Below are 22,236 nucleotides of genomic sequence, written 5' to 3' on the forward strand. Positions count from 1 at the left end.
ACCATGAAAACTTATATAAAAAGAATATATACCCTGCTGCTTCTTCCCATCGCCCTGCTGATGCTTACCTCGGCTATGCCCGTAACCAACGGAGAGGGTACGGGAAGCCAGGAAGTGATACGACTTGGATTCATTCCCTTAACAGACTGCGCGCCTCTCGTAATGGCAAAAGAACTCGGTTTGTTTGAAAAATATGGTGTTAAAGTAGAAGTGTCCAAAGAAGCATCGTGGGCAAACGTGCGTGATAAAATACTGACAGGCGAACTCGATGGAGCACACTGTCTCTTCAGCATGCCCTTCTCGGTATATACCGGTGTAGGCGGTAAAGAAGGTTCGGAGATGAAGATCGCGATGGTGCTGAACAACAACGGACAGGCTATCACTTTGTCAAAAGACTTTTGTGGCAAGGTAGGTTTCAAGCAAACCAATAAAGTAGCCCCTGTAGTAGCTGCAAAACTCAAAGCCGATAAAGAAGTAACATTCGCGATGACATTTCCCGGAGGCACGCACGATATATGGTTGCGTTACTGGCTGGCAGCAGCCGGAGTAAGCCAACGTACTTCCAAGATCATAACGATACCACCACCTCAGATGGTTGCCAATATGAAAGTTGGTAACATGGATGGTTATTGTGTAGGGGAGCCGTGGAATGGTTTAGCCGTGAAACAAAATATAGGCTTCACTGAAATTTCTACACAGGACATCTGGAAGCATCATCCTGAAAAAGCATTGGTGGTGAATAAAAAATTCAGCGAAGCGAGAAGAGAAGATCTCAAGAACGTAATGAAAGCTGTACTCGAAGCCTGCAAGTGGCTTGACAACCGCGCGAATCGTAAGAAGGCAGCAGCAATCATTGGTAAACCTCAATATGTAAATGCACCGGCTGATGTGATTGAAGCACGTTTGATGGGTGACTATAACCTGGGTTGCGACCTCGGTACGCAGATATATACTGATGACTATATGCAGTTCCACCGCAGTGGTGAAACCAATTTGCCACGCAAGGGGCATGCTATATGGTTTATGACGCAGTTTGTTCGTTTTGATTATTTGCAGGTAGCTCCAGACTATAAAGTAATAGCAGATAAACTGATTATGCAGGATCTCTACCTGGAGGTAGCAAAAAGTATGGGTATAAAAGTACCCGCGGACGATATGAAGCCTTTTGTGCTTGCACTGGACAAGGTAACGTTCGATCCAAACAAGCCGGACGAATATTTGAAACTGGCTAAAAAATAATTTATAAGAAGCGTTGTGCAATCCGGAAGGAGAGCACAACGCTCACAATTATATATCAAAAATATTTAAACATGAGAAGAACAATCGCACTAACATTGTCATCAACCCGCGACCTGCTCAGTGGAAATAATGAAATGGGAAATGTAGCGCTGTCAAGGGTACTGAATATATTGACCGGCCTGTTATTTAATATACTCGGCTTTGGCGTATTGATAGGCATCTGGTATGGCGTAAGTATACTTACCGATAATGCACTGCCCACACCGGTAGCTACATTTGCTGTATTGTGGGAGATGATCAAAGATCCATTCTATGATTACGGTCCGAATGACAAAGGTATAGGCCTTCAGTTGGCAAGCTCCATCGTACGTGTATTTACCGGTTTTACGCTGGGTGCTGTGTTTGCTATACCGATGGGACTGTTGATCGGTGCCAGCAGCTTTTGCAAGAAAATGTTTTACCCCATCATACAAGTATTAAAGCCTGTATCTCCATTAGCATGGTTCCCGATAGGACTGGTTGTATTTGAATCAGCCGGTATAGCAACCATTTTCATCATTTTCATTACATCGCTTTGGCCAACGTTGATCAACACGGCCTTCGGTGTTGCATCTATACCACAGGATCACAAAAATGTAGCGAAAGCATTTGGATTTTCTACCTGGAAATATCTCACAAAAGTGTTATTGCCCTATAGCTTTCCGCATATCATTACCGGGCTGCGGTTAAGTATAGGTGTAGCGTGGCTGGTAATTGTAGCCGGCGAAATGCTCTCCGGAGGACTCGGTATAGGTTTCTTCGTATGGGACAGCTGGAATGCGTTGAGTCTTGAAAAAGTTATCTCCGCCATTCTCATCATTGGTATAGTAGGATTACTCCTCGACAAAGGATTCTCCTGGATCGAAAAGAAAGTAACCTACGAATCCTAGCATAAACACGTACACACGTGCCAACTTAAACATGTAAAACATGATTTCGATTCAAAATATAGAAATATCATTCAACACACCGAGAGGTAAATTCACCGCGGTGAAAGATATAAACCTTGATATAGCGCAGGGAGAGATCGTATCCATCATTGGTCATTCCGGTTGTGGTAAATCAACAATCCTCAATGCCATCAGCGGTATGCTGTTCCCTACCAAAGGAAAAGTATTGCTGAACAACTCGGAAGTAAAGGGACCGGGACCTGATCGTGGCATCGTATTTCAAAATTACTCTTTGCTTCCATGGCTTACCGTTGAGGAAAATGTATACCAGGCAGTAGATGCTGCGTTGGCAGGCAAGCCTACATCGGAGAAACATGAACTGGTCGCTAAATACCTGCGCATGGTAAACCTGTGGGAGCACCGTGAAAAATATCCGAAGCAGATCTCCGGTGGTATGAAGCAGCGTACGGCTATAGCACGTGCCTTTGCTATCGACCCGAGTGTATTGTTACTCGATGAACCTTTTGGTGCGCTCGATGCACTCACAAAAGGATCGTTGCACATTGAGTTACTCAAGATGTGGAACCTTACACAGCAAAGCAAAACGATTGTGATGGTAACGCACGATATAGAGGAAGCTATATTTCTGTCGGATCGTATTGTTGTGATGAACAACGGACCGGCCGCAACGATTCGCGAGATTGAAGAAGTGAATTTACCGCGACCACGCAACAAGAAAGAAATTGTAAACCTGGAGGAGTATAAAATTATACGCGAACGTCTTCTGAACCTGCTGATGGACAAGGTGGAGATTGACGAGAAGGATTTTTACAAAGAGAAGGCAGCCTGATGCTCGGCAGAGCTTCCGTATGCAAGCACAAATTAATATATAAAAGTTTTCAACTGTGACCAGACGACCTGAAGAAAGTTTTAAGACAACCTGTTCCTATTGTGGTGTAGGATGTGGCATGGTGGTGAAGAAAGACCGTAGAGGAAAAATTACGGTGGAAGGTGATAAAGATCACCCGGTGAATAAAGGTATGCTTTGTTCGAAGGGAATGAATCTTCACTATGCCATGCAAGACCGAAGCGATCGCCTTTTGTACCCGGAGATGCGCTATAGCAGGAATCACCCGTATCAGCGCGTCACGTGGGACCAGGCGATACAACGGGCGGCCGCAGTTTTCAAATCCATCACGCAAACCTATGGACCAGACTCCGTAGGTTTCTACGTTTCAGGTCAGTGTCTCACGGAAGAATATTATGTTGTTAATAAACTTGTAAAAGGATTTTTAGGCACCAATAATATTGATACCAACTCGCGTCTGTGCATGAGCAGTGCCGTGGCAGGTTATGCAAAAACATTAGGTGAGGATTCCGTTCCGGTTTCGTACGAAGATATAGAGTTGGCAGATTGCTTCCTGATAACAGGCGCGAACCCCGCATGGTGCCACCCGATTCTCTTCAGAAGAATAGAAGCACACAAGCAGGCCAATCCCGATGTGAAAATCATTGTAGTGGATCCGCGCAAAACACAGACTTGCGCATTGGCCGATCTTCATTTGCAGATTACACCCGGTACAGATATATACCTGTATAATGCTATAGCCCGTATATTGATTGAGAACGGAGAAGTGGATTATGACTTCATCAGCAGGCACACCGAAGATTTTGAAAAATACCGCGATTCTGTTTTCAAATATACTGTTGAAGAAGCTGCACTGAATTGTGACGTACCGGTAAATGATATACACACAGCTGCTTCCTATATAGCTGCATCGAAAGGATTTCTTACACTCTGGGCCATGGGACTTAACCAGAGTGTGATTGGTGTTAATAAAAATATAGCACTCATCAGTCTCAACCTCATCACCGGTCACATCGGTAAACCCGGTTCAGGACCATTCTCATTAACCGGACAACCCAACGCAATGGGCGGACGGGAAGTTGGTGGACTGGCTACGATGTTAGCGGCACACCGCTCGTATGCAAACCCAAAACATCGTGAAGAAGTTGCTGCCTTCTGGGGCGTACCATCACTCTCTGAAAAGCCGGGACTTACTGCTACACAAATGATCGAAGCGCTGGAGCGTGGCGATCTGAAAGCGATCTGGATTATTTGTACCAACCCATTGGTAAGTTTACCAGACTCCAGGCGTGTAGAGGCTGCGTTGAAGAAAGCGCGCTTTGTTGTGGTGCAGGATATATCGCGCAAGTCTGATACCGTTGAATTTGCGGATTTGATTCTGCCGGCGGCAGGACATTTTGAGAAAGAAGGAACGATGACGAACTCGGAGCGAAGAGTAAGTCATCTGAACAAAGTAGTGGACGCACCGGGTGAAGCGTTACCCGATGTAGATATACTTTGTCGTTTTGCCAATGAAATGGGCTTCTCCGGATTTAACTATACATCCGTTGGTGATATATATGAAGAACATGCACGTCTTACCAAAGGAACCAACCTCGATGTAAGCGGGCTCACGTATCAATACTTAAAAGAAGAAGGAACTGTGCAGTGGCCGGTGCCAGAGAAAGGTCATAAAGGTACACCGCGTCTTTTTGCCGATCACCAGTTCTTTACACCTTCGCGCAAAGCTAAATTTCATGCGCTCGATGATCCGCAGAATTTATCAGAGCCGGTAACGAAAGACCTTCCGTTGATCCTCACAACGGGACGTATACGCGACCAATGGCATACGATGACGAAGACAGGTAAAGTAAATAAACTTCGTCAGCATATTGATAAACCTTTTGTAGAGATACACCCGCACGATGCCATGCTTCGTAACATCAGTGACGGAGATATCGTGGAGGTTGATAACTTCCGCGGCTCGGTTCGTGTGAGTGCCCGGGTAACGGAAGATGTTAAGAAGGGGGTGATCTTTATCCCGATGCACTGGGGAAAGATATTGCAGAAAGATTTAGGTCGCGCAAACAATTTGACCAGCGACCTGGTGGACCCGGTGTCTAAAGAACCAGATTTTAAATTCTCTGCGGTTGAAGTCCGTAAGTATGAAAAACCAGTAGAGAAAATTATAGTAGTAGGTGCGGGTGCTGCATCGTATCGCTTCCTGCAAAGTTACCGTGCGCTGAACCAACGTGATGAACTGCATGTGTTTTCGAAAGAGAAAGATCCGTTCTACAACCGCGTATTATTACCGGAGTATGTGAATGAGACACTGTCGTGGGAGCGCCTTCAAAAATTTCAGTCCGGAGAGTTTGAAGAACTAAATGCAACCCTGCATAACGAGAACGAGATTGTCATGATCAACCGTACACAACAATATGTGGTGGATGTTCATGGTAAAAAACATTTATACGATAAACTTATACTGGCCACCGGAAGCCGTGCCTTTATTCCGAAGGAAGCACCGGTACATTTGCCCGGTGTATTTACCATGCGCACGCGCAGAGACGCAGATGAACTGAAAAAGTTTCTGAAGCCTGAAGGACATGTGTTGATCATTGGTGGAGGATTGCTGGGGCTTGAACTTGCAGCATCGCTTCGCGAGATGAATGTAAATACTTCTATCATCCAGTTGAGCGGTCGCCTGATGGAGCGTCAGTTGGACAACCTTTCGGGACAACTCCTGTTGGAGTTTGTAGAAGAGATTGATATTCGCGTTTACCTGAACGACCAGGTTGAAAGCGTGGAGTCGTTGAATGATGCAACGGGAAGGCTGGCTGCTTTTTTAAAGAGCGGTAAAACATTGCAGGTAGATGCCGTGGTATATGCAGTAGGTACAAGGCCCAACATAGAATTTGCAACCGAAGCCGGAGTAGAAAGCGCACGCGGTATAGTTGTGAACGACTATATGCAAAGCAGCGACCCTGCTATATTTGCTATGGGCGAGATTGCAGAACACCGTGGTAAGCTACTCGGTATAACTTCTGCAGCCGAACAACAGGCGGATGTGCTGGCGCGTTATCTCAATGGCGATGTGCAGAGTACATACGAAGGTTCTGTGCCGATGAACATTCTGAAGTTCTCCAATCTTGATCTCTGCTCGATCGGTATAGCAGAGGTGCCGGTAAATAGCGAAGGCTACGATGAGATTCTGTTCATAGATAAATCGATGCGATACTATAAGAAGTGTATCGTAAAAGATGATAAACTGGTAGGCGCTGTGTTGGTAGGTGATAAGTCGGAGTTTGCTGATTTCAAAATGTTGATTGAAAGTCAGATCGAATTATCGGAGAGGCGACTGCAGCTTTTACGTTCCGGTAAAAAGACAGAGCCGATGCTCGGTAAATTAGTATGTTCGTGCAACCAGGTGGGCGAAGGTAATATTCGTAAACTGATACAAGGCGGTTGCCGTTCGTTACCCACACTTTGCCAGACTTCGGGTGCCGGTATGGGCTGCGGAAGTTGTAAGCCGGAAATTCAACGTTTGCTGAAAGAAGAGGAAGTGGCGGTGAAGCAGAAAGCTTAATGCCGGAGGGCTATAATTATTGCTGCGCACGATTTTAAGACCCGCCAGACGAAAACTTTGTAAATTTATACTTGAATAAGAAGGCATACAGTTATAATGCCGCAAGCTTGACAGGGAATGGAAACCAAAAAGAGTGATTTAATACGGGCCTTTGTAAAAGGAGGAATTCTATCGCCAGCAGATTTGCTGAAGATCATGGACATTTCCCAGGATCTGGGAAATGGTTTTGTACTCTTCGGCTCGCGACAGGACATCATGTTTCCTTCCAACGGTGCAGATGAAAAAATGATCGATCACGCTTTTCGTGATATTCATTTCGATTATGAGTTGGGCAGCGATCAGTCGGTATATCAAAATATAGTAAGCTCATATATAGCGGTAAATGTTGTTGAGACTACCAACTGGGTAAAGGAAGATACGTACCATTTCGTTATCGACAACTTTGACTATAAGCCGAAAATCAAAATCAACATTGTTGACCCGGTGCAAAGTATAGTTCCGTTGTTTACCGGTGAACTGAACTTTATCGCTTCACGCGAAGAAAATTACTGGTACTTATACATTCGTGATCCACGCAAGGGTAACATCGTAGAGAGCTGGCCGAAACTGATCTTCAGCCAGGACGTAGCGAAGGTGTCCAAGGCATTGGAAGAACTCATCCTGAATTTTCAACCTTTTGGTATAGATGAGTTGTTTGTAATTCTGCAAGGGAAGATGCGCATTAACTATCGCGCCATTGCGGAGAAACTGAAGTACCCCGACAGTACATTTCCATACTACGAAGGATTGAACGCCATGCTCAACAATCAATACTGGTTGGGTTTATACTGGCGCAACAATCAATATGATATAGATTTCATGAGCGCAGCCTGCCGGTTGTGCCAGGAAACTAATGTTGGTAAGATCAACATCATTCCGTGGAAAGCTTTTATCATCAAAGGTATAAAAGCATCCGATCGCATTCGCTGGGAAAAGCTCATGGGTAAATTTGGTATCAACGGGCGACACTCCTCATTGGAATTGAACTGGCATTTACCGGTAATTGATGCAGATGCGCTTGAGTTGAAACGCTTCCTTGTTCGTGAACTTGATCAGCAGGATATATCTACGCACGGTCTTACGTTTACGATCAAGATGAAACGAGATAGCTTCCTTTTTACATCCATTGTGATCGAACGCAATAAATCACTCGAGGCAAGCGAGCGGTATAATATACTTTATGCGAAAGATTTTAATCCGAACAAGATTGCATACCTCACGTACGCGCGCGATGTAAAGAAAGAAATTATACCGGCATTGCTCATTGAGCTGAGTAAGATGTACTATCGTCAGCTCAACCCGGAACGCGAGAAGCAAGCCGAGAAGAACAAGGAGGAAAAAACAGGAACCGTTGCTTCCAGTTACCAATGCAGCAACTGTCTTTCTATATATGATAAACGGTATGGTGATGCGCTCGCGAACATTCCTCCGGGTATTTCCTTCGAAGACCTTCCGGAAAGCTATACCTGCCACGTGTGCGATACACCGAAAAAGTATTTCGTTCCGATGACGATCTCGGTAAAGACATAGCACTCATGCTATAGCTTTTAGCTAACATGTACTGTTAAGTTTATACCGATTTTAAAAGCTCCTCCCGGTATTTGGTAAGTATACTGGATTTGGACACAAAGCCCATATACTGACGATTGTCTACTACAGGTAAATTCCACTGGTTAGTTTCATCGAATTTTTTCAGAATGCTGTGCAGACTTTCATTCGGATGAATGGCAGCCTGTGGTGCCGTCATTAAGTCTTTTACAAAAACTTTGTCGTATTGATCGTGTTTGAAGATGATGTTACGCACGTTGTCCAGAAAGACGAGTCCCTTCAACTCACCGTTACTCAACACAGGGAATATATTTCGCTTGGAGCCTGAAATGACTTTCACCAGTTCCTGTAAAGAAGCGTCCGGTTCAATGGTTGAGAAATTGGTTTCGATCAGTTCGGTAAGGTCGAGTCGGCTGAGCAAATGCTTGTCGCGATCTTCAACCGGTGTCTTTAATTTATTGGAAAGCTTTTTAGCTTCCATCGAAAGTGGTTCGAAGTAATTTACCACAGTAATGCTGATGGCTGAGACAAGCATGAGCGGTATCATCAATTCATAACCACCGGTAATTTCTGCGATAAGAAATATAGCAGTGAGCGGAGCATAGAAAACACCACTCAGCATACCTGCCATGGCTACCAGTGTAAAATTGGTTTCCGGTATATAGGCTATACCCAGCATGTTAACGATGCGGGCAAACACATAACCAATATAGGCACCCATAAAAAGAGACGGACCAAAGCTTCCGCCATTGCCGCCACTGCCAATCGTAAGCGCTGCTGCTATACATTTAAGGAATGCCAGGCAACCCAGAAAAATGAGCAGGCTATATTCAGACGAAATAAATTTTTGAATAACACTGTTTTGAGTCAGTTCATCTGCATGCAGGTTTGCGACTGTCTTGATTGTCTCATATCCTTCACCGAATAGCGGTGGAAACAAAAGCAGTAACACCGAGAGAAGAATGCCCCCCGTGAGAACACGTACCCAGATATTGCTGACCAATTTAATTTTGGCATCGATCCATTCAAACGTACGTGCATAGTATAATGCCAGGAACCCGGTTAATATACCCAGCAGTATATAAAACGGAACGTTGTGATAATTGAAAGGCTGCTGCAATGCAAAGGAAAGAATGACACCCTGGGCCAGTATAATTTTTGACAAGAGGGCACCAGACGCCGCTGCGATGATCAGCGGTATAAATGCAGAAGCACTTACATCGGTGAGCAACACTTCTACGGCAAAAAGCACTCCGGCAATGGGAGAGTTAAAAGCTGCAGATATACCGGCAGCCGCACCGCAGGCAAGTAAAATTGTTTTTTCCTTGTACGATAAATTATATACCCGGCCATAGTTCGAGCCAATCGCTGCACCAGTCGATACCATGGGTGACTCCAACCCTGTGGAACCTCCAAAACCTACGGTAAGTGCTGATGTGATGAGGTGAGTATACATCTGACTGGAAGGAAGTATACTTGATTTTTTGGTGATGGCATATACAATCTCTGCACTGCCCTTTCGAAAGTGGCCGCGTAAAAAGCGCTGAACATAAAATACGGCAAGCCCTATACCGATTACCGGGAAGAGCGTGAATAAAAAGAACTCCTCATAATTATGGGAGTAATATGTAACAATGCTTTCGATGCTGTGTACAAAATACTTGAGGACAATAGCGGCAAGTCCGGAAGAGAGACCTACAATTATACTGGACAGGATGAAGAAATGACGGGGAGATAGTGTATCGTGAATGTAAAGGTTGAGGCGTTTGACAATGTTGTGTATATTCTTAATCATTTCACTCTTGTAAAAGCTCCAAGATAGGAAATGATTCAGGGAAGCAAAACGCTATTGAGATAATACTGCGAGCGCTTTCTTCTTAAGCGCATCCATATCGGTAATCGGTATATGCATTTCCTTGGCCAGTTCGTCCCACCTGCGCATACGGATGCTTACTTCAAACAACGGATCATGCTCGAAGGCATTTGCTTCTTCAGCAAGCATAACACCACCCTGGTATTCGAGTGTCTTTTTACTGGCTTCACTTAGTTGTTCATAGTATTCAGGATACTTGAAGGTGAGGTAACGTTTCGCCTGTACATGATTTTCCACAAGTCGCGCTATGCGCTCCGGAAATCCCTTCGACCGTAAATAATCACCACCAATCTTTTCGTGACTCTTTATACCATAGCCACCCATGTTGTTATCGGCCTGGAGCATTACACAGATGTGTCCTATATCGTGAAAGAATGCCGCGAGTATAACTTCATCATCGTATCCTTCCTGTATAGCCAGGTCAGCCGCCTGCGACATGTGCTCCAGCTGCGATACAGGCTCTCCGATATAATCCGCATCACCATACTTTTGATAGAGCCCGAAAACTTCTTCGATAACAGCCGGTATATTCATAAGGGTAAGATTTATACCGAAGGTAAGAAGATATGTATTATCATCGCATTAAGTTTCTGTGTTTCGTTTTGAACGGTGATACAGGAATAGGACAAGTACTTTATCTTTCTCACAAAAAATGAAACTATGGCTATTGAACTGGTAGTATTCGACCTGGCAGGAACAACCGTGAAAGATAATAAAGATGTACACCGCGTATTGCAGCAGGCACTTCAACAGCACGATGTTATTATCTCCATTGAAGATGCCAACGATGTTATGGGGATTCCGAAACCTGTAGCCATCGAGCAGTTGTTGCGTAAACGCTATACCGGAACGAAGTCCATCACTGAAAACTGGATCGATGAGATACACCGCATATTTGTTCAGCAGATGATCGATTTTTATAAATATGATTCATCGGTAGGTGAGAAAGACGGGACAAGCGATACGTTTCGAATGTTGAAGGAGAGGAAACTGAAGGTAGTGGTGGACACTGGTTTCGACCGACCGATAACTACACCTTTGCTGGATCGTCTTGGTTGGCAAAAAGCAAATCTCATCGATGCGAGTGTTACCAGCGATGAGGTACCGCGTGGCAGACCTTATCCGGATATGATCTTTCGCGCGATGGAACTTACAGGTGTACGCGATGCACGTGCTGTTGCTAAAGTTGGTGATACAGCTTCCGATCTTCAGGAGGGAAATGCAGCCGGTTGTTCACTGGTGATTGGTGTTACGACAGGAGCCTTTTCGCGCGAGCAACTTTTAAAAGAGAAACATACACATCTCGTCAGTAGCTTACTGGATATACCTGAAATTATAGCACAGCACTTTTGATGTTTCGTTAAGTAAATGTTAACTTCATGTTAATCAACTTTTAACATGAGGTGAAGCACACTATACTAGTTTGGCTGATCTTGTTTACTGTTGGTAAACTTGCAGCATACGATCGTGAATGGTATACCGGAGCCATAGTATTACAGACACAAGAGGTGCTAATCGGTGCAATTGGTATAGAGCCGGAGCATGGTATTGTGCTACACAAGCAAGGTGACCAGGTATATATATACCCCGCGCACCGTGTTCAATCGCTTCATTTCTTTGATAGCAAGGCAAACATCAACCGGAAGTATATATCGCTGCAGCATGGAACGTGGAGGCGTTGCCATTTATATGAAGTGGTTGTGAAAGGATCAGTCACTATCGTGCGCAGGGAGAAACGCAATATATCTCCTGTATATTCGGATGCAGATAGTTTTATCTACTATATCTATACGGAAGGTGAATTGGTACAGCTCCGTTCATTTCGCAAACAAATATACCCGGCTCTTCGGCAGGCGGGAGGTGTTCAGTTCTCGATGTTTGTGCTTGAACAGCATTTGAACCCGAATGATGACGCACACGCCATTCGCATGGTGCAGTATTACAATGCGCTTGTGCTGAGTGATGAGACACTCGCCACCAAACGCTGATCAATCCTGAATTATATAGTTTACGCGCCTTTACGCAGATCGTTAATGCGTGTAGAGGCTTCCTCTTCTTCCATCGTAGAAAGAATCATCCAGTGAACGTCCGGTATATTCAGCGGTGCAAATGCATTGAGCATCTCCACGTTATGCTTGTTCTTCTCAATCGTGGTTCCGGTTTCTCCGTGCAGGCCGCTTTCCACAGATTTGAGTTTTATACTCTCCAGCAATATACTGGTATTCATTTTATCGATCTGCCGGATAATATTCTCATTATACCCGATCCGCTTGAGTCCGTTCAGATACTTCCGTTTATCTTCCAGTAACTGACGCGCTACCGAACGCAATTTGTAATCGCTGCCGATAAGCAGTGTCTCACCGCTTTCGCCAAGTCCGTCATCGCGCCAGTTGTTATCACCGGTAAGAATCTGGTTTATCTTGTTGATCGGCATCTGGAACACGAGTATCCCCACCTTTTCATCGCCATCATATATAGGGCATGCTATAAACGATGCCGGTGTACGATACGATGGATCATACGGTTCAAAGTCTTCCAGCTTTACAAAGTCTTTATCGGTACTTTGAATCGCTTCTTTCACCACGCGACCAAAGTTCGTTTGATTATAGAGCCCTGTAACAAGACTGGTAGCAAAATCAATTTCTTTAAACACGCTATATACCATATCGCCTGTAACAGGATCGATGAGAAATATATCATAGTACCCGAATTTCTCGAGGTAGCTGCGCATTACCGGATGGTAGTACGCGTGTATCTTGCTATACTCGCTGCCATCACCGGCATCGTCCAGTAATGATTTCTGGCCGGTAGGATGGGGGTTGTTTGATATATAGTGATACTGTAAAATATCAGCTTGTACTTCCTTCGGGAAATAATGTTCCACACGTTCCAGTTGATCGGTGTTCTCTTTCAGGCGTGGTATAAATTCATCGGCATAGTATCGCTGCAGGTTTGCTTTCATCGCTTGCAGTTCCTCGTCCGTTACACCCTGCTGTATGGCGGCAAAAGTTTTCCGGAATGACTTTACTGCATCGATGATCATTTTATTTTCCGAGAACGTACGGATCTGATTGCGGATAATGTCGAAGTAATATTCTACGTTACGTTTCTTGGTAGAGTTAATGGACTTGAGCTGATCAAATTTGGATTGATGGTTGAGCTCAGTCAATTGCTGGAACAATGCATTGTATTTCCGGCTGATCTCTTCCTGCGTAGCCTGCAGTTCTTCCTGGTTCTGCCGAAGCTCTTCTTCCTGCGCGCGCAGGTTTTCAGCTTGCTGATGCGATTCGTCCAGCAGGCGTTGTGTATGTTCGTTGGTACGGAATGAAAGTATAGTATGTGCTATATTTTCCCCGATCTTTTCTACAAAGGCAATCTCGTGCGGCTGAAATGTTTTGAACGATGCAAGCTCTACGATACCGACTACATCTTCATTTACTTTTAACGGTACGATCAGCAGGTTGCGCGGATTGGCTTCACCAAGTCCGGAAGTGATGCGTACAAAATCATCCGGTACTTCCTTCAGATATATAGTTTGTCTTTCGAGAAATGTCTGGCCGATGAGACCTTCACCGAGCGAAACCTTCTTTGTAAGATATTTAGTGCGGTTGAAAGCATAGCATGCCATCATCTCCAGGTATTGATCCCCGGTCTCGGAATCATTCAATACAAATATGGCACCCTGGTTTGCCTGCAGCAGATTTACCAGGTTCTTGGTAATGTCGTGTACCAGTGCATCAATCTTTTTATTCGAGCGAAGAACTTCCACGAAGCGCGCGAGTCCATCGGTTGTCCAATTGCGTTTTTGATCCTCTTCTTTTACAACACGCAAGTTATCTTTCAGTTTCAGCAGCGCATGTCCAAGCTGGTCATCATCACTCTCCGGCTGATACGATACTTCAAGGTTTCCGTTTCTGATTTCTTCTGCAAAATTGGTTTTATGTACCAGGTCGCTTTTCAGTGTGCCCAGCGATGAGGCTATATCTGCCAGTTCATCACGCCCGGTAACGGTGGCGTTGGTTCTGAATTTACCCGAGGCGAGGTCGGCGATTGTCTCATGTATCCCGAAAATCCGTGCTCGTGTCTTTTTAATGAAGGAAGCGAGGAGCATGCAGTACCCCACCAGCAGCAACACAGCGATGCCGGTGACCACGAGTTTTTCTGCAGCAAGCTTTTCGGTATTCCGTGTGGTGACGTAGACGAGGAGAATGATCACTAACAAAACGGGGGTCAACGATAGCGACAAGAGTTTCCACTGGAACTGCCGCTTCTTTGGAATTATAGACATTTGAGATACTGAATTAACCCTTCAAAATACAAAAATTATAGCTGTTGGCGGGCACAAATAAAATGTTTTTAAAAGAATGGATAAAGAAAGTTTTACGCTTTAAAATACGCCCTTAGTACATGCGTTTGTGTTTAAGGTGGAAGTAGAGCATGGAACCGGCAATCAGAAGTGTGCCGGCCGCGGAGATAATATAGCCTGAATAGATAAAGACCTTGAGCCAGCTCACCGATGCATAGCCGAACTCTTTGAAGAAAAGTATACTGACGCTCCCCAGATAGCCAAACGAATCGGCCACATACATAATGAATCCAACGGTGCCGATATATTGAAAGGCCGCAATGAGCCGGTCGAAAAAGATACTGTTGAAAGGAACATAACCCATATAAAGACCGAGACCGATCAGGATCATCCATACCGGCGGTGTGATGATGTGTTGCTCGAACAGGAATGTACTGATGCCAATCAGGATCATGCCGGCTATGATAATTACGTGATTGATCATGAGCGCCAGTTGATTGTTCCGTATGATCATGATACTGCCCATAATTATAAGTACGGCAATGGATACGGGTACTTCGGTAGCCGTAAAGATTTCGGGCGAATTGCCATAGCCTAATGTCTTCCATACTTCCGCTGAAAAGTTATCCCTGAAATCGCGAAAGATGGTAAGCAACATATAGCCGAGTACAAACAGAATTATACCCGGTAAAAATGTAGTGATGAATTTTTTTCGTTCAGATAAGTCCATGGGTTGCCGGCGGGTTCGCAGTTGTTCGTCCCGTGCAGAAGGCGGAGGAACTTTATCGAGCAGGTATAAAAACACGAGTAACGGTATACTATAGATGCAGCACGTAACAAAAGGCATCCACGTTTCCGATACACCCCAGTCGCGTATCAGATAGGCCCCGGTAGAACGACACAGGCCTGAGGAAAAAATGAAACTTACGGAAAGCGAGGCCCCCAGTACTTCTGTCATTCTTCTTCCTTCGAGATAACCGAATACCATGCCCCAGATCATACCCAACGGTAAACCATTGGTGAAAAGGAAAATGATATTATAGGGAGCTGGCGTTATAGCGAAGAGCAACCACGAAGCACCGGCTATACTCACTAGAATTAATATACCAACCGAGCGAGAATGTGCTTTTAATTCTGAGATCACTTTGATACCGATGAATTTAGACATGCCATAGCCCACCACCTGGAAAATTACCAGCCATACTTTATAGCTTACACCGGCATAGAAAATTCCTTCGAACGAAGCTGCTGCAAAAGTTTTCCGAAATGCATACACACAGGTATATAAACAGAATGCAGCAATAGAGGTATAGATGGTGAACCAGAAACCATTGGCCTGCCGAAGCCACTGTGTTATAGGATGCTCACCGGAGGATGATACCTTGCTCGTTGTAGCGGAAAGATTGCCAGCGGCCTTCATGCAAAATGGTTAAAGTTTTAAATCCGATTTGGTTTAACAAAACAGCCGTGTTGGCAAACTGGTTAACGAGGTCATCGGGGTGATGTGCATCGCTGCTCAGGGTAACAGGTATATTTTTCTGAAGTATATATTCGAGTATACGCGGCCCGGGATAGGTAGTAGAAGATTTTTTCTGATAGATTCCGCGGGTGTTTACTTCAATGATGGCTCCGCTTGCGGCAATGGTATCAATCGTTCGTTTTACTTCGTGTTGATACCACGCATCGTTTTCATTAAAAAGTTTGCTGTCTATATTCTGTATCTTGATCTTGTCGAGGTGTCCTACAACGGTAGGGCAGGCGGTCGCGATCATTTCGCGGGTAAGTTCATAGTAACGTACCAGTGTATCACGAATGTTGTTTTTGAAAATCTTTTCATAACCCTCCTGGAAGAATGCGTGCGTACCATCAATCTCCCAGCGTGTTCCATCCGGCAGCTGATCAACAAAGTGAACAGAGCCAACGGTATAGTCAAGTTTATCGCGGAAATCATTCGGTGAAATCACCCCGGGTATAAAATCGATCTCAAGACTGGTATATATTTCCGTGCGCGAATCTTTTTTGAAGGCATTTACTTCGTGCAGGTAGGCATCAAGACTTTCAGGTTTCATGCACCACTTGCAGGGAAACGGTAATGGAGCATGTGATGAAAGACCAAGACTGATCATATTCAGTTCTTCGGCCTTGCGGATGTAATCCTGTATCGGACCTTTACCATCACAGTATGCGTTGTGTGTATGAAAATTAGACCACATATACAGGTTTAGCGTTCAAAGTTTATTGTTAAATGTTGCAAGAAAAACAATAAAGCGCAACCTTAACAAAATGATAAACCTGGTGATGGATCGTAAATCCATCTAAACATCAACCTTTGATGCAGAACAAAAATTTTGAAGAAGACTATAATTAACTGACTATGGATCGCTCAGCAGATATTGCTATTGTAGGTGGAGGCATCGTAGGACTCGCGCATGCCTATATGGCACTTCGTAAAGGCTATAAGGTTGTTTTATTTGAACGGGAACAATTTGCTGTAGGCGCTTCGGTTCGGAACTTCGGACTGGTGTGGCCGATCGGACAGCAGCCCGGTGTTGGTCTGGACCGTGCGTTGCGGGCGCGTCAGCACTGGCACGAAGTAGCGGCACAAGCCGGGTTCTGGATAAAGTCTAATGGATCATTACACCTCGCTTACCATGAGGATGAATGGAGTGTGTTGCAAGAGTTCATGGAACTTTACAAAGACACAGGCTATCAATGTCGTTTGCTGAATGCATCGGAGGTGGTGGACAAATCTCCGGTAGTTCGTAAAGACAACCTATATGGCGGCTTGTGGAGTGAGACCGAGGGAACAGTATATGCACGCGAAGCCATTCGAAGAATACCGTTGTGGCTGCAGGAGAAATACGGGTTGATACTGCGCTTCGGACATGTAGTGACGGAAGTTGATGTGCCGCATATAAAGACCGCGCGTGAAAGCTGGCGTGCCGAAAAAGTATTGATATGCAGTGGTGCTGATTTTGAGACACTATATCCGGCTATATATGATCAACACCCGCTGTCCAAGTGTAAACTGCAAATGATGAAGGCCGTAACGGACAAGCCTGTGAGCATAGGCCCTACGTTGTGTGCCGGTCTCACGCTACGCCATTACGCTGCTTTTGGAAAATGCCCGTCACTGAAAAAACTCGATGCCCGTTACGATCAGCAATCCGAAGAATTTAAAAAGCATGGTATACATGTATTACTGGCCCAGAACGAAGCCGGTGAACTGATTATAGGAGACTCGCATCATTACAGCAAAACCGTAGAACCTTTCGACTCCGAACATGTCAACGATGTCATCATCAATTATCTGAATTCCTTTACCAACCTCGGCAACTTAAAAATTACCGAACGCTGGCACGGTATATATCCCAAGTTACAAGGAAATATCAGTCTCGTAGTAGAGCCCGAACCCAACGTAACCATCATCAACGGCCTCGGAGGCGCAGGCATGTCGTTGAGCTTTGGCCTCGCGGAGGAAATTATTGAAAGATTGTGAAAATTTAAAAATTGGAAGATTCAAAGATTGGAAGGATTGAAAATTGGATTGTCTTTAATAAATTTTTCAATCTTACAATTTTCTAATCTTCTAATTCCCCTAATCTTCCAATCTTCCAATTTTACAATCTTACAATTTCGAAGAGATGAAGTATAGCACGAGCATCACTACCTTCTTCTTCGAGCGGTTTATGGGGAGGTGGGGTACGGTTGCATCGAAATATATAGAGTCACCTTCTTCAAGTATAATTACTTCGTTGTTGATGTGATATTCACAGTTTCCGCTGATGATATATTTGAACTCGTAGCCATCGGTGGTGGTAGGTTTGCCGGTAGCGCCTGGTTCAAGCGTCAGCAGTACCGATTCCATCGTGCAGTTCGTAACGTTTTGTGACAGTATAAATTGGTAATTGAATCCGTGGCGGCCTTCACGTTCCATCGGTGTATAGGCATCTTTCTTTACCAGCAGGTAATCTTTACCGTTGCTCAATACCATGTCCTGAAAGAATTCTTTCAACGAGATGTCGAGCGATTGAATGATACTGACAAATACCGGGAGCGAAGGAACGGTACGCGAGTTTTCTACTTTGGACAGCAGTCCTTTACTTACATTGGAGCGTGTGGCGAGTTGTTGTATGGTGAGATTCTTTTCGAGTCGTGTGGCTCGTATTTTTTGTGCTATGCGCGATACAACTTCATTGTCGATCATACCAGGGAATGTTTACTGATTGTAAACATATAAAATATCCCATCGTTGTTGAACCGTGCGAAAATCGCTGTTGGCATTTATTAAATCAATGTTACCTACCGAAACGGTTGTCACAGGTATATTTCGGGGTTTCGTATTTGTAAATCCTGATTTCGTTAATAGAAGTTTCATTTCTTGTCAGAAAGTTTAATTCATACGTAACGTTTGTCTAAACGCTACTTTAATCAGAATACTCACCTTTGATGCAGAATTTTAAGTGCATGCTATACCTATAGTGTATATACCTATATATAGGCCGTGCACCTGTGGATTAACAACCCCTAACCCTTTAAACGTATGAATCAAACTCTACTGAAGAATTCAAATTCTTTAGGAACAGCACTGAGCCGCGCATCGCTTATACTGGCCGCGTGGCTTTTTGCTTTAGGTGCGTATGCACAGACAACCGTTTCCGGTCGCATTACCTCCGGTGAAGACTCTTCACCGCTGCCCGGAGTGAACATCCTGGTAAAAGGAACATCCATCGGAACGATATCCGATGTTGAAGGCCGGTATAGTATAAATGCGCCTTCGACTGATGCTACCCTTGTATTTTCTTTTGTAGGCTATATCTCGCAGGAAGTTCCGCTTGCCGGAAGAACTTCTGTAGATATAGTATTGGCAACCGATGCCACCCAACTTTCTGAAGTAGTGGTTACTGCGTTGGGTATTGAAAAAGACAAAGCTAAAGTTGGTTATGCCGTTCAGGATGTAAAAGGTTCAGACCTGGTAAAGGCAAGAGAACCCAACCCGGTTAACTCCCTGGTAGGAAAAGTGGCCGGTTTAACAGTTGCTCCGTCTGCAGAAATACTGGGCGCTCCGCAATTATACCTGCGCGGTAAGAAGCCTTTGTTTGTTGTTGATGGTGTACCGATCCAGTCGGATACCTGGAACATCAGTGCCGATGATATTGAAAGCTATACGGTATTAAAAGGACCAGCAGCCTCTGCGTTGTACGGTTCACGCGGTATGTATGGTGCTATTCAAATTACCACGAAACGCGGTTCAAAAGACAAGCGTGGTTTTTCGGTAGAGTTCAATTCTTCTACCATGGTGGAGAATGGTTTTCTTACTATACCGAAAGTACAAAGCGAGTATGGTCCTGGCGATCACGGTAAATATGCGTTTGGCAATGGTAAAGGCGGAGGAAAGAATGACTCTGACTATGATATCTGGGGACCTAAATTTGAAGGACAGCTGATCCCTCAATACGATGGCGAATATACTCCGGGTACGGAATATACTACTACGTTTGCCGATGGTACAACCTATACCGGTAATATAAGACCTACACAGTGGGTAGCGCGCGGTAAAGATAACCTGCAACGCTTTCTGCAAACCGGAGTTGTGGCAACCAACAACCTGGCGGTATCAACTTCCGGAGAGAATCACGATCTTCGTTTTTCTTACTCGCACAACTATCAGCGCGGACTCGTGCCGAACACGGATCTCAATGCCGATAACTTTAATATAGCGGCCGGAGTTAATCTCTCTCCGAAAATCAAATTCGAATCCAACATCAACTACAACCGTCAGTACACCGAAAATATACCCGATGTGAACTACGGTCCGAACAGTATGATCTATAACATTATTCTGTGGGGCGGTGCTGATTGGGATGTTGACGACATGAAGCAAATATGGCAACCTGGTAAAGAAGGTATCCAGCAGGTATATGCAGAATATACCCGCTATAACAACCCGTGGTTTCTGGCGAAGTACTGGTTAAGAGGACACTACAAGACCGATGTATATGGCTATATGTCATTGAAAGCTGAAATCGCTCCCGGACTTGAAGTAATGGGACGCACGCAGATCAATACGTATGATCTTCTGCGCACAGAGAAATTCCCATACTCGGCAACTGTATACGGACGCGAACAGGCAAAAGGTGATTACCGCGAAGACAAGCGTCAGCTCTTCGAGAATAACACTGATATCATGCTGACGTTCGACAAGAACATCACGCCTGATTTTACACTCAAGGCTTCACTCGGTGGTAACCTGCGTACGTTTACTTACCGCTCAAGCTATACCACAACGGACTACCTGAGCGTTCCCGGTCTTTACAACTTTACAAACTCACTGAACCCGATCCGTGCGTATAACTTCAATTCTACCATGCAGGTGGGTAGCGGTTATGGCTATATCGATCTTGACTATCAAAACTTCCTGGCATTGTCCCTAACAGGTCGTATGGATAAACAGTCTACTTTGCCAAAAGGAAACAATTCGTTCTTCTATCCATCGGCTTCGTTGAGTGCTATACTTTCGGAAAAAATTTCTTTACCGGAGGTTATATCATTCCTGAAAGTAAGAGGATCATATGCCCGCGTGGGTGGTGCCCTTACAACGTCTACCATTGCTCCGTCCTATATATACTCAGGCGATGGACAGAGTCCGTTGGGATACGGTGCTGAATACTATACTCCTTACGATGGACCAAGCTTCGTAAATACAGAAGCATACCGTGGCGGTAAACTATTCAATAATATACCAGGTGCATACTATAGCGATCGTCTGTCGAATGAAAACCTGGAACCATCATTCAGTTCTACGTGGGAAACCGGATTGGACATCAAGTTTTTACAGAACCGTTTAGGATTTGACGTAGCCTACTTCCAGAGTCTGGATGGTCCGGGTATATTTAACAAGCAGATATCTGAAACCAGTGGTTATACAACCATCGTGTCTAATGGTATAAAAACACTTCGCAAAGGTTGGGAAGTTACCATCAGCGGTACGCCTATACAAACCAACGAAGGTTTCACCTGGAATGTATTGGTGAACGGATCAACCTATAAAGAGTACCTGAATGAAATTGCTCCGGGCATCGATCGTATTGAAGCGAGCTTCTTCAATGGAAGTATAAATGGTAACAACAGCTTTATATACAAGGGAGATCGCATCGATAAATACTATGGTGAAGTGTTTCTGAAAGATCAACAGGGAAATCTGATCAACGATGATAGCGGAAGACCGATTGCCAATCCTATACCACAATATCTCGGTAATCTTAATCCTGATCTGGTGTGGGGTATCAACAACAAGTTCAGCTATAAAAATATCAGCTTCAGCTTCCAGTTTGACGGACGCATCGGTGGTAAGATTGTTGACTACGTACAACGTCAGACGTATCGCGGTGGTCGCCACATCAATACAACCGAAGGTGCTATGGGCGAAGCCCGCTACCAGGATTACCTGGGTAACAAATCGTGGGTTGGTCCTGGCGTAAGTGTAGCGGGTGGAAACATCCAGACCGATGATAACGGTAACATCATTAACTACGATGAGTTACAATTTACACCGAATACAACGGCTACATTTTTACAAGACTGGATCAGTCGCTATTACTCAAAAGAAGAAGCTAACCTCGTGAGCCGTTCGTATGCCAAGCTGCGAGAAGTAGTAGTAACCTATAATTTCCCTTCTGCTATGTTGGAGCGTACGTTTATCCGCAATGCATCGGTATCACTGATAGCACGTAACCTGCTATACTTTGCAGAACGTAAAGATCTTGATATCGATCAGTACGGTAACAACCTGTCGGGGTATTCCACCTTGCAGACACCTACTACAAGACGTTACGGTATAAACATCAACATCACTTTCTAATTCACGCA

Annotated in this window: 15 protein-coding genes; 9 read left to right on the top strand and 6 right to left on the bottom strand. The window is 44.6% G+C overall.

Annotation, left to right across the window (positions count from 1 at the left end):
• Nucleotides 1-3 precede the first annotated feature (3 nt).
• The 5 genes from ACFQ21_RS15370 to ACFQ21_RS15390 all read left to right on the top strand — a co-directional run bounded on the left by ACFQ21_RS15370 (nt 4) and on the right by ACFQ21_RS15390 (nt 8,170).
• The gene (locus ACFQ21_RS15370; RefSeq protein WP_377580159.1) at nt 4-1,239 is read left to right on the top strand and encodes a CmpA/NrtA family ABC transporter substrate-binding protein; all 1,236 of its coding nucleotides are present in this window, start codon (nt 4-6) and stop codon (nt 1,237-1,239) included.
• A 71-nt stretch (nt 1,240-1,310) separates the two neighbouring features.
• On the top strand, nt 1,311-2,168 hold the full coding sequence (gene ntrB / locus ACFQ21_RS15375; protein WP_377580160.1) for a nitrate ABC transporter permease: 858 nt from the start codon (nt 1,311-1,313) through the stop codon (nt 2,166-2,168).
• Nucleotides 2,169-2,208: 40 nt separating this feature from the next.
• Complete coding sequence (locus ACFQ21_RS15380; protein WP_377580161.1) at nt 2,209-3,018, top strand: ABC transporter ATP-binding protein; 810 nt, start codon at nt 2,209-2,211, stop codon at nt 3,016-3,018.
• A 55-nt stretch (nt 3,019-3,073) separates the two neighbouring features.
• Nucleotides 3,074-6,601 carry a molybdopterin-dependent oxidoreductase gene (locus tag ACFQ21_RS15385; RefSeq protein ID WP_377580162.1) on the top strand — a complete coding sequence of 1,176 codons (3,528 nt, stop codon included), beginning with the start codon at nt 3,074-3,076 and terminating at the stop codon, nt 6,599-6,601.
• A gap of 117 nt (nt 6,602-6,718) precedes the next feature.
• On the top strand, nt 6,719-8,170 hold the full coding sequence (locus ACFQ21_RS15390; protein ID WP_377580163.1) for a rubredoxin: 1,452 nt from the start codon (nt 6,719-6,721) through the stop codon (nt 8,168-8,170).
• 40 nt (nt 8,171-8,210) lie between these two features.
• Here the strand turns inward: ACFQ21_RS15390 and ACFQ21_RS15395 are convergent, their stop codons facing one another.
• Entirely contained in the window at nt 8,211-9,983 is a 1,773-nt protein-coding gene (locus ACFQ21_RS15395) for a chloride channel protein (protein WP_377580164.1), read from the bottom strand.
• 51 nt (nt 9,984-10,034) lie between these two features.
• Nucleotides 10,035-10,595: a phosphonate degradation HD-domain oxygenase gene (locus ACFQ21_RS15400; RefSeq protein ID WP_377580165.1), complete on the bottom strand. Its 561-nt coding sequence runs from the start codon at nt 10,593-10,595 to the stop codon at nt 10,035-10,037.
• 126 nt (nt 10,596-10,721) lie between these two features.
• On the opposite strand from ACFQ21_RS15400, the gene ACFQ21_RS15405 reads away from it, so the two are divergent.
• On the top strand, nt 10,722-11,414 hold the full coding sequence (locus tag ACFQ21_RS15405; protein WP_377580166.1) for an HAD family hydrolase: 693 nt from the start codon (nt 10,722-10,724) through the stop codon (nt 11,412-11,414).
• Nucleotides 11,415-11,464: 50 nt separating this feature from the next.
• Entirely contained in the window at nt 11,465-12,049 is a 585-nt protein-coding gene (locus tag ACFQ21_RS15410; protein WP_377580167.1) for a hypothetical protein, read from the top strand.
• Nucleotides 12,050-12,069: 20 nt separating this feature from the next.
• On the opposite strand, the gene ACFQ21_RS15415 is transcribed toward ACFQ21_RS15410, so the two are convergent.
• From ACFQ21_RS15415 to ACFQ21_RS15425, 3 genes are all read right to left on the bottom strand, one after another.
• The gene (locus tag ACFQ21_RS15415; RefSeq protein WP_377580168.1) at nt 12,070-14,349 is read right to left on the bottom strand and encodes a GAF domain-containing protein; all 2,280 of its coding nucleotides are present in this window, start codon (nt 14,347-14,349) and stop codon (nt 12,070-12,072) included.
• 112 nt (nt 14,350-14,461) lie between these two features.
• A complete protein-coding gene (locus ACFQ21_RS15420; RefSeq protein WP_377580169.1) occupies nt 14,462-15,787 on the bottom strand; it encodes a DUF5690 family protein in 1,326 nt (441 codons plus the stop codon).
• A complete protein-coding gene (locus ACFQ21_RS15425) occupies nt 15,732-16,580 on the bottom strand; it encodes a histidinol-phosphatase (RefSeq protein WP_377580170.1) in 849 nt (282 codons plus the stop codon). The genes ACFQ21_RS15420 and ACFQ21_RS15425 overlap by 56 nt, the downstream gene beginning before the upstream one ends.
• Nucleotides 16,581-16,741: 161 nt before the next feature.
• Between ACFQ21_RS15425 and ACFQ21_RS15430 the strand changes: the two genes are divergently transcribed.
• On the top strand, nt 16,742-17,866 hold the full coding sequence (locus ACFQ21_RS15430) for a TIGR03364 family FAD-dependent oxidoreductase (protein ID WP_377580171.1): 1,125 nt from the start codon (nt 16,742-16,744) through the stop codon (nt 17,864-17,866).
• A 129-nt stretch (nt 17,867-17,995) separates the two neighbouring features.
• On the opposite strand, the gene ACFQ21_RS15435 is transcribed toward ACFQ21_RS15430, so the two are convergent.
• Nucleotides 17,996-18,574, bottom strand: a complete 579-nt coding sequence (locus ACFQ21_RS15435; RefSeq protein ID WP_377580172.1) for a helix-turn-helix domain-containing protein — start codon at nt 18,572-18,574, stop codon at nt 17,996-17,998.
• 336 nt (nt 18,575-18,910) lie between these two features.
• Here ACFQ21_RS15435 and ACFQ21_RS15440 point away from each other — a divergent pair, with 336 nt between their 5' ends.
• Nucleotides 18,911-22,228: a SusC/RagA family TonB-linked outer membrane protein gene (locus ACFQ21_RS15440; RefSeq protein WP_377580173.1), complete on the top strand. Its 3,318-nt coding sequence runs from the start codon at nt 18,911-18,913 to the stop codon at nt 22,226-22,228.
• Nucleotides 22,229-22,236 lie beyond the last annotated feature (8 nt).

Source organism: Ohtaekwangia kribbensis (assembly GCF_042676245.1).
Lineage (GTDB): Bacteria > Bacteroidota > Bacteroidia > Cytophagales > Cyclobacteriaceae > Ohtaekwangia > Ohtaekwangia kribbensis.

What these genes read in the sequence shown, in the direction of transcription:
- ACFQ21_RS15370 (WP_377580159.1), top strand. Translation starts at nt 4, where the DNA reads ATGAAAACTTATATAAAAAGAATATATACCCTGCTGCTTCTTCCCATC.
- ntrB (WP_377580160.1), top strand. Translation starts at nt 1,311, where the DNA reads ATGAGAAGAACAATCGCACTAACATTGTCATCAACCCGCGACCTGCTC.
- ACFQ21_RS15380 (WP_377580161.1), top strand. Translation starts at nt 2,209, where the DNA reads ATGATTTCGATTCAAAATATAGAAATATCATTCAACACACCGAGAGGT.
- ACFQ21_RS15390 (WP_377580163.1), top strand. Translation starts at nt 6,719, where the DNA reads ATGGAAACCAAAAAGAGTGATTTAATACGGGCCTTTGTAAAAGGAGGA.
- ACFQ21_RS15395 (WP_377580164.1), bottom strand. Translation starts at nt 9,983, where the DNA reads ATGATTAAGAATATACACAACATTGTCAAACGCCTCAACCTTTACATT.
- ACFQ21_RS15400 (WP_377580165.1), bottom strand. Translation starts at nt 10,595, where the DNA reads ATGAATATACCGGCTGTTATCGAAGAAGTTTTCGGGCTCTATCAAAAG.
- ACFQ21_RS15405 (WP_377580166.1), top strand. Translation starts at nt 10,722, where the DNA reads ATGGCTATTGAACTGGTAGTATTCGACCTGGCAGGAACAACCGTGAAA.
- ACFQ21_RS15415 (WP_377580168.1), bottom strand. Translation starts at nt 14,349, where the DNA reads ATGTCTATAATTCCAAAGAAGCGGCAGTTCCAGTGGAAACTCTTGTCG.
- ACFQ21_RS15420 (WP_377580169.1), bottom strand. Translation starts at nt 15,787, where the DNA reads ATGAAGGCCGCTGGCAATCTTTCCGCTACAACGAGCAAGGTATCATCC.
- ACFQ21_RS15425 (WP_377580170.1), bottom strand. Translation starts at nt 16,580, where the DNA reads ATGTGGTCTAATTTTCATACACACAACGCATACTGTGATGGTAAAGGT.
- ACFQ21_RS15430 (WP_377580171.1), top strand. Translation starts at nt 16,742, where the DNA reads ATGGATCGCTCAGCAGATATTGCTATTGTAGGTGGAGGCATCGTAGGA.
- ACFQ21_RS15435 (WP_377580172.1), bottom strand. Translation starts at nt 18,574, where the DNA reads ATGATCGACAATGAAGTTGTATCGCGCATAGCACAAAAAATACGAGCC.
- ACFQ21_RS15440 (WP_377580173.1), top strand. Translation starts at nt 18,911, where the DNA reads ATGAATCAAACTCTACTGAAGAATTCAAATTCTTTAGGAACAGCACTG.